Here is an 8,533-nt window from a genome sequence, read left to right on the forward strand (position 1 = left end):
CTACGGGGTGGCAGGAATTATGAGCCGCGGCGCAGAGCCGGCCGGGACCGGCCTGGACGCGCCGGGAGGCGCGGGGCAGGCCCCAGCCGTTCAGACGCCGCCGGCGCCCGGGGGTTCCACCCATTCGCGCTTCGCCCAGCGGATCCGGCGCCGCTACCAGGCCGAGCTGCCCCTGCTGGCGCCCGGCCTGCCCGGGCGGCAGGCGCTGCAGGCCGCCTTCGACGCCCTGCGCGGGCGCGGCCACGCGCTGCCGGCGGCCCTGCGGATCCTGCGCCAGCTGGCGGTCGAGCGCCTGCTCTGGCTCGACTGCGAGCAGCAGGCGCCGCTGGCCGACGTGACCGGCGCCATGACGACGCTGGCCGAGTTCGCCCTGGACGCAGCCTGCCGCCAGGCGCTGGACGACCTCGACGCCGTGCACGGCGCCCCGCTGGCGCCGGACGGCAGCCGCGTGCCCTTGTGGATCGTCGGCATGGGCAAGCTGGGCGCGCGCGAACTGAATGTCTCCAGCGACATCGACCTGATCTACGTCTACGGCCAGGACGGCGAGACCGCCGGCGTCGACGGCCACGGCCGCATCAGCCACCAGGAGTACTTCGCCAAGGCCGTCCGGTCCATCTACGCGCTGGTGGGCGACACCACCGAGCACGGCTTCGTGTTCCGGGTCGATCTGGCGCTGCGGCCGAACGGCAACTCCGGCCCGACCGCGGTCTCGCTGGACGCACTGGAGGAGTATTTCCTGGTGCAGGGCCGCGAGTGGGAACGCTTCGCCTGGCTCAAGAGCCGGGTGGTGGCGCCGCGCAGCGAAGTCGAGCAGGGTTCGGCGCAGGCCTTGCGCGGGGTGGTGCTGCCCTTCGTGTTCCGCCGCTACCTGGACTACAGCGTGTTCGACTCGCTGCGGGTGCTGCACCGGCAGATCCGCGAGCATGCGGCCCGCCGCAGCGCCGGCCGGCCCGAGCGCGCCAACGACGTCAAGCTCTCGCGCGGCGGCATCCGCGAGATCGAGTTCATCGTGCAGCTGCTGCAGGTGGTGCGCGGCGGCCAGTTCCCCGAACTGCGCACGCGCCCCACGCTGCAGGCGCTGGAGCGGGTGGCCGCCGCCGGCCTGATGCCCGACGAGACCGCGCGCCAGCTGGCGCAGGCCTATGTGTTCCTGCGCCGGATCGAGCACCGCATCCAGTACCTGGACGACCAGCAGACCCACGTGCTGCCCATGGGCTGCGCCGACGACGAAGGCGACGGCGACCTGGGCTGGATCGCACGCACGCTGGGCTACGCCGATTGCTGCCCGTTCCTGCACGAGCTGGACCGCCAGCGCGAATTCGTCGCGCAGGAGTTCGACAAGCTGCTGGGCGCCCCGCAAGAGTGCAAGGGCTGCAACGGCAGGAACGGCAAGCCCGCCGCACCCGACCTGGAATCGCTGCTGGAGCAGCTGCCCGCGCGGCTGCGCGAGCGCATCGCGCGCTGGTGCGACAGCCCGCGGGTGCAGGCGCTGCGCGAGGACGCGCGCCAGCGCCTGTCGCGCCTGATCGCGCGCACCGGCCAGTGGCTGCTGGAGGGGCGGGTGAGCGAAGACGCCGCGATCCGCCTGGCCGACTGGCTGGAGCCGCTGCTGCGTCGCGAGAGCTACCTGGCGCTGCTGCTGGAGCGTCCGCGCGTGCACGAGCGCCTGCTCGCGCTGCTGGGCGCCGCGCGCTGGCCGGCGCGCTACCTGCTGCGCCACCCGGGCGTGATCGACGAACTGGCCGGCGAGGCGCTGTTCTCCGGGCGCTTCGTGCCCGGCGACTTCGAGCAGGAACTGCAGGAGCGCCGGCGCGCGCTGGCGCGCACCGGCGAGGACGACGACGAGGCGCTGCTGAACCTGCTGCGGCGGGCCCACCATGCCGAGGTGTTCCGCACGCTGGCGCGCGACATCGAGGGCCGCCTGACGGTGGAGCAGGTGGCCGACGACCTGAGCGCGCTGGCCGACGCGGTGCTGCGCGTGACCGCACGCTGGTGCTGGGACCGCCTGAAGGCGCGGCACCGCGAGGAGCCGTGCTTCGCCGTCATCGGCTACGGCAAGCTGGGCGGCAAGGAGCTGGGCTACGGCAGCGACCTGGACATCGTGTTCGTGTTCGACGACGCGGACGAGCGCGCCCCCGAGGTGTACGGCGCGTTCGTGCGCAAGCTGATCACCTGGCTGACCACCAAGACCGGCGAAGGCGACCTGTACGAAATCGACACGGCGCTGCGCCCCAACGGCAATTCCGGCCTGCTGGTCACCAGCTTCGCCGCCTACGAGCACTACCAGCAGGGCCGCGGCAGCAACACCGCCTGGACCTGGGAGCACCAGGCCATGACCCGGGCGCGCTGCGTGCTGGGCGGGCCCGAACTGGCGGCGCGCTTCGACGCCGTGCGCGAAGCGGTGATCACCGCCCCGCGCGACCGGGCCGCGCTGCGCCAGGAGATCGTCGCCATGCGCGAGCGGGTGCGCGCCGCACACCCGGTGAAGGCCGGCCGGTTCGACGTGAAGCACAGCCAGGGCGGCATGGTCGATGCCGAGTTCGCCGTCCAGTACCTGGTGCTGGCCCATGCCGGCGCGCACCGCGAGCTGATTCCCAACGTCGGCAACATCGCACTGCTGCAGCGGGCCGAGGCCGCGCACCTGCTGCCCGCTGGCGTCGGCCGGGCCGCGGCCGACGCCTACCGCGAGCTGCGCCGCGTGCAGCACGGCGCCCGCCTGAACGAAGAGCCGACCCAGCTCGCGCCGGAAGCCGCCGCCGGCCAGCGCGACGCAATCCGCGCGCTCTGGTCCGCCGTCTTCGGCTGAAAGCGCGGCCGCCGCCGCGCGCCGCCGACCGGTGGTAGGCTCGCGGGCTGTCCGGCGCCGCCCGCCCCACGAGGGCCCGCGGCCAGGGGCCACCCGGGCCCGCACCAGGGAAGCATCCGATGAACACACTTCGACCGCTCGCCGCGGCCGTGGCGCTGCTGGCGCTGGCCGGCTGTGCGCTGCCGCGGCCACCGGCCGAGGTCGAGGTCGCCGCCCCGCTCCGCTGGCACGCCCCCCTGCCCCACGGCGGCCGCGCGGCCGACCTGCAGCGCTGGTGGCAGCAACTGGGCGACCCGCTGCTGCCGGAACTGATCGCAGTCGCCCAGGCGGCCAGCCCCACGGTCAGCGCCGCCGGCGCGCGCATCGCGCAGGCCCGGGCCGATCGCGCGGCGGCCCGCGCCGCCTTGCTGCCCACGCTGGACGCCGTCGCCTCGGCGAGCCGCGGCAACCAGCAGGCGGCCCTGCCGGGCACGGCCGCCACGGTCGGCCAGGTCGGCGCCCAGGCCGCCTGGGAGCTGGACCTGTTCGGCGGGCGCGCCGCGGACCGCGACGCGGCCCAGGCCCGGCTGGCCGCCGCGCAGGCCGGCTGGCACGAGGCCCGCGTGGCCGTGGCAGCCGAGACGGCCGCCAGCTATATCGGCTGGCGCACCTGCCGCCAGCAGCTGGCGGTGTCCAGCCATGATGCGCGCTCGCGGGCCGAATCGGCCCGCCTGGTCGAGCTGAGCACGCAAGCCGGCTTCACGGCCCCCGCCAGCGCCGCCCTCGCGCGCGCCAGCGCCGCCGAGGGCGCCGCGCGCGAGCGCCAGCAGCGCGCCGCCTGCGAGATCGAACTCAAGGGGCTGGTGGCGCTGACGGGGCTGTCCGAACCGGCCCTGCGCGAGCGGCTGTCGACCGGACCGGAACTGCCGCCGGCAGCGCTGCCGGCGCCGGTGCCGGCACTCCCGGCGCAGGTGCTGGCCCAGCGCCCCGACGTCTTCGCGGCGCAGATGGAAGTGGCGGCCGCCAGCGCCGAGGTCGGTGCGGCCGAGGCCGGGCGCTACCCGCGGCTGTCGCTGTCGGGATCGATCGCAGCCGGCAGCGTGCGGGTGGGTGGCTCCGGCACGGATGCCCAGAGCTGGTCCATCGGTCCGCTGGCCCTGGCGCTGCCGGTGTTCGATGGCGGCCGCCGCGCCGCCAGAGTCGACGCCGCGCAGGCGCGCCATGCCGATGCCGCCGTCCAGTACCGCGCCCGCGTGCGACGGGCGGTGCGCGAGGTGGAGCAGGCCCTGGTCGCGCTGGACAGCGCCCGCTCGCGCAACCAGGACGCGCACATCGCGGCCGAAGGCTACCGCGCGTCGTTCGCCGCCATCGAGGCGCGCTACCGGGCCGGGCTGGCCAGCCTGCTGGAACTGGAGGACGCGCGCCGCACCATGCTGGCGGCCGAAACGGCGCTGGTCAGCCTGCAGCGGGAAGGGCTCGCGGCCTGGATCGACCTGTACCGCGCCGCCGGCGGCGGCTGGACCGCCGGCGAGGCGGCGCCGGTCCCGGACAGGCCGGAAGAAAGAGAAGGGGAGGGGCACGAGCCATGAGGATGTCCAGGCGCGCATGGGCCGTGACCGCAGCCGTGGTCCTGCTGCTGGTCGCCGCCGTCGCCGTGCTGCTGGCGCGGCGCAACGGCGAGGCCACGGCGGACAAGGGCGCCGCCGCGCCGAAACCGGCGCTGACGGTGACCACCACCACGCCGCAGGCGGCCACCTTGCCGGTGCGGCTGGCCGCCAACGGCAACATCGCCGCCTGGCAGGAAGCCAGCGTCGGCGCCGAGGCCGGCGGGCTGCGCATCACCGAGGTGCGCGTCAACGTCGGCGACCGGGTCGGCAAGGGCCAGGTGCTGGCCACCTTTGCCTCCGACACCCTGCGCGCCGAGCTGGCGCAGGCCCGGGCCAGCGTGGCCGAGGCGCAAGCAGCGGCCGCCGAGGCCGCCGCCAACGCCGATCGGGCCCGCAGCCTGCAGGCCACCGGTGCCCTCAGTGCCTCGCAGATCAACCAGTACCTGACCGCGGAGCAGACCGCCAGGGCGCGGGTGCAGGCCGCCCGCGCCGTGTTCGAGGCGCAGCAGGTGCGCCTCGCGCAGTCGACGCTGCAAGCGCCCGACAGCGGCATCATCTCGGCCCGCACCGCGACGGTCGGGCAGGTGGTCGCGCCGGGCGCCGAGCTGTTCCGCCTGATCCGCCAGGGCCGGCTGGAATGGCGGGCCGAAGTCACCGGCGACGAACTGGGGCGGCTGTCCGCCGGCACGCCGGCCACGGTCACCGCCGCCAGCGGTGCGCGGCTGGCCGGCAAGGTGCGCATGCTCGGCGCCACCGTCGACCCGCAGAGCCGGATCGCCCTCGTCTATGTGGACCTCGCACCGCTGCCCGGCCCGGGCAACGGCAGTGCGCGCGCCGGCATGTTCGCGCGCGGCGAGTTCGACCTCGGCCGCACGCCGGCGCTCACCGTGCCGCAGTCGGCGCTGGTGCTGCGCGAGGGCTTCAGCTACGTGCTGCGGGTCGGCCCCGACCACCGGGTGGCGCAACTGAAGGTGCAGACCGGCCGGCTGGCCGGCGACCGGATCGAGATCGTCGGCGGGCTGCCGCCCGATGCGCGCATCGTCGCCAAGGGCGCCGGCTTCCTGAACGACGGCGACCTGGTGCGCATTGTCGAGGGCGCGCCCGAGCCGCAAGCCGCCGCCCCGGCCGCGAACGGCAGCGCCCGCTAGGAGCCGCGCGTGCTGAACGTCTCCTCCTGGTCGATCCGCAACCCGATTCCGGCCCTGCTGCTGTTCGTGCTGCTGACCTTCGGCGGCCTGCTCGGCTTCCAGGCGATGAAGGTGCAGAACTTCCCCGACATCGACCTGCCGACCGTGGTGCTCACGGCCTCGCTGCCGGGCGCCGCACCGGGGCAGCTGGAAACCGAGGTCGCCCGCAAGCTGGAGAACGCGATGGCGACGCTCCAGGGCCTGAAGCACCTGTACACCAAGGTGCAGGACGGCGTGGTCACCATCACCGCCGAGTTCCGGCTGGAAAAACCGGTGCAGGAGGCGGTCGACGACGTGCGCTCGGCGGTATCGCGCGTGCGCAGCGACCTGCCGGCCGACCTGCGCGACCCGGTCGTCAACAAGCTGGACCTGGCGGCGCAGCCGATGCTGGCGTTCACGATCGCCTCGTCGCAGCTGGACGCGGAAGCGCTGTCCTGGTTCGTCGACAACGAGGTGACCCGCAAGCTGCTGGCCGTGCCCGGCGTGGGAGCGGTCACGCGCGTGGGCGGGGTCACCCGCGAGATCCGGGTGGCGCTGGACCCGATGCGCATGCAGGCGCTGGGCATCACTGCCGCCGAGGTGTCGCGCCAGTTGCGCCGGGTGCAGACCGAAAGCGCCGGCGGGCGCACCGACCTGGGCGGCGGCGAGCAGCCGGTGCGCACGCTCGCCACGGTGCGCACCGCCGCCGAAATCGGCGGCATCGAGATCGCGCTGCCCGCGGCGGCGGGCGGGCCGGGCCGCAGCATCCGGCTGTCCGACGTGGCCACGGTCAGCGACACCGTCGCCGAGCCGCGTGCAGCGGCGCTGCTCGACGGGCGGCCGGTGGTCGGCTTCGAGGTGTCGCGCAGCCGCGGCGAGAGCGAGATCGCGGTCGGCGCGGCGGTCCACGCGGCGCTGGGCGAACTCGAGGCCCGCCACCCCCACATCCGGCTGACCCAGGCGTTCGACTTCGTCACGCCGGTGCAGGAGGAGTACGAGGGCTCGCTGCACCTGCTGTACGAAGGCGCGCTGCTGGCGGTGCTGGTGGTGTGGCTGTTCCTGCGCGACTTCCGCGCCACCTTCGTCTCCGCGGTGGCGCTGCCGATGTCGGCGATCCCGGCCTTCCTGGGCATGTACCTGCTGGGCTTCTCGATCAACATCGTGACCCTGCTGGCCCTGTCGCTGGTGGTCGGCATCCTGGTCGACGACGCCATCGTGGAGGTGGAGAACATCGTGCGCCACCTGCGCATGGGCAAGACCCCGTTCCAGGCGGCGATGGAGGCGGCCGACGAGATCGGGCTGGCGGTGATCGCCACCACCTTCACCCTGATCGCGGTGTTCCTGCCGACGGCCTTCATGAGCGGCATCGCCGGCAAGTTCTTCAAGCAGTTCGGCTGGACCGCGGCGCTGGCGGTGTTCGCCTCGCTGGTGGTGGCGCGCGTGCTCACGCCGATGATGGCGGCCTACCTGCTCAGGCCGGTGGCGGGCGGCCCTCGCGAGCCGGGCTGGATGGCCCCGTACATCCGCACCGTGCGCTGGGCGCTGCGGCACCGGCTGGCGACCTCGATCGCCGCCGGCCTGTTCTTCTTCGGCTCGCTGGCGCTGACGCTGCTGCTGCCGGCCGCCTTCATCCCGCCGGACGACAACTCGCAGACCCAGGTCTACCTGGAGCTGCCGCCCGGCTCCACGCTGGAGCAGACCGTGCAGGTCGCCGAGCAGGCGCGCCAGGCGATCACCCGGGTCCCGCACGTGCGCAGCGTGTACACCACGATCGGCGGCGGCAGCGCCGGCACCGATCCGTTCGCGTCGGCCGGTGCGGCCGAGCCGCGCAAGGCGACACTGACCATCCTGCTCGATGCGCGCGGCGAACGCCCGCGCAAGCAACCGATCGAAAACCGGATCCGGCAGGCGTTGGAGCCGCTGCCCGGCGTGCGCAGCAAGGTCGGCCTGGGCGGCTCGGGCGAGAAGTACATCCTGGTGCTCAGCGGCGAGGACCCGCAGGCGCTGGCCGCCGCCGCGACGGCGGTGGAAAAGGACCTGCGCACCATCCCCGGCCTGGGCCAGATCGCCTCCACCGCCAGCCTGATCCGGCCCGAGATCGCCGTGCGCCCCGACTTCGCGCGCGCCGCCGACCTGGGCGTGACCAGCAGCGCGATCGCCGAGACCCTGCGCATCGCCACCACCGGCGACTACGACGTCGCCCTGCCCAAGCTGAACCTGTCGCAACGGCAAGTGCCGATCGTGGTGAAGCTGCAGGAGGACGCGCGGCGCGACCTGCCGCTGCTGGAGCGGCTGGCGGTGCCGGGCAGCCGGGGGCCGGTGATGCTGGGGCAGGTGGCGACGCTGGAGCTGACCGGCGGGCCGGCGGTGATCGACCGCTACGACCGCTCGCGCAACATCAACTTCGAGATCGAGCTGTCCGGCCAGCCGCTGGGCGAGGTGGCGGCGGCCGTGCAGGAGTTGCCGGCGGTGAAGAACCTGCCCCCCGGCGTGTTCGTGCGCGAGGTCGGCGACGCCGAGGTGATGGGCGAACTGTTCGCCAGCTTCGGGCTGGCGATGCTGACCGGCGTGCTGTGCATCTACGTGGTGCTGGTGCTGCTGTTCAAGGACTTCCTGCACCCCTTCACCATCCTGGCGGCGCTGCCGCTGTCGATCGGCGGCGCCTTCGTCGGCCTGCTGGCGGCCAACGCCACCCTGTCGATGCCCTCGCTGATCGGGCTGATCATGCTGATGGGGATCGCCACCAAGAACTCGATCCTGCTGGTGGAGTACGCGATCATGGCCCGCACCGAGCGCGGCATGAGCCGCCGGGACGCGCTGCTGGACGCCTGCCACAAGCGCGCCCGGCCGATCGTCATGACCACGCTGGCGATGGGCGCCGGCATGCTGCCGATCGCGCTGGGCATGGGCAGCGCCGACCAGAGCTTCCGCTCGCCGATGGCGATCGCGGTGATCGGCGGGCTGATCACCTCCAC

4 protein-coding genes are annotated in these 8,533 nt (G+C 74.1%); all 4 read left to right on the forward strand.

Features of this window, described 5'->3' with window-relative positions:
• Positions 1–19 precede the first annotated feature (19 nt).
• The gene (glnE, locus tag V6M57_RS01415) at positions 20–2,806 is read left to right on the forward strand and encodes a bifunctional [glutamate--ammonia ligase]-adenylyl-L-tyrosine phosphorylase/[glutamate--ammonia-ligase] adenylyltransferase (RefSeq protein WP_332813192.1); all 2,787 of its coding nucleotides are present in this window, start codon (positions 20–22) and stop codon (positions 2,804–2,806) included.
• A gap of 119 nt (positions 2,807–2,925) precedes the next feature.
• A complete protein-coding gene (locus tag V6M57_RS01420; protein ID WP_332813193.1) occupies positions 2,926–4,374 on the forward strand; it encodes an efflux transporter outer membrane subunit in 1,449 nt (482 codons plus the stop codon).
• Positions 4,371–5,540 (forward strand): efflux RND transporter periplasmic adaptor subunit, encoded by a 1,170-nt coding sequence (locus V6M57_RS01425; protein ID WP_332813194.1) that lies wholly within the window; start codon positions 4,371–4,373, stop codon positions 5,538–5,540. The genes V6M57_RS01420 and V6M57_RS01425 overlap by 4 nt, the downstream gene beginning before the upstream one ends.
• A 12-nt stretch (positions 5,541–5,552) precedes the next feature.
• The coding region (locus tag V6M57_RS01430) for an efflux RND transporter permease subunit (RefSeq protein WP_332813195.1) at positions 5,553–8,533 on the forward strand (2,981 nt) is incomplete at its 3' end.

Source organism: Ramlibacter sp. (assembly GCF_036676645.1).
Lineage (GTDB): Bacteria > Pseudomonadota > Gammaproteobacteria > Burkholderiales > Burkholderiaceae_C > Ramlibacter.

Bases quoted from the DNA above. Each gene is read 5' to 3' on its own strand.
- V6M57_RS01425 (WP_332813194.1), top strand. From the start codon at position 4,371: ATGAGGATGTCCAGGCGCGCATGGGCCGTGACCGCAGCCGTGGTCCTG.
- V6M57_RS01420 (WP_332813193.1), top strand. From the start codon at position 2,926: ATGAACACACTTCGACCGCTCGCCGCGGCCGTGGCGCTGCTGGCGCTG.
- glnE (WP_332813192.1), top strand. From the start codon at position 20: ATGAGCCGCGGCGCAGAGCCGGCCGGGACCGGCCTGGACGCGCCGGGA.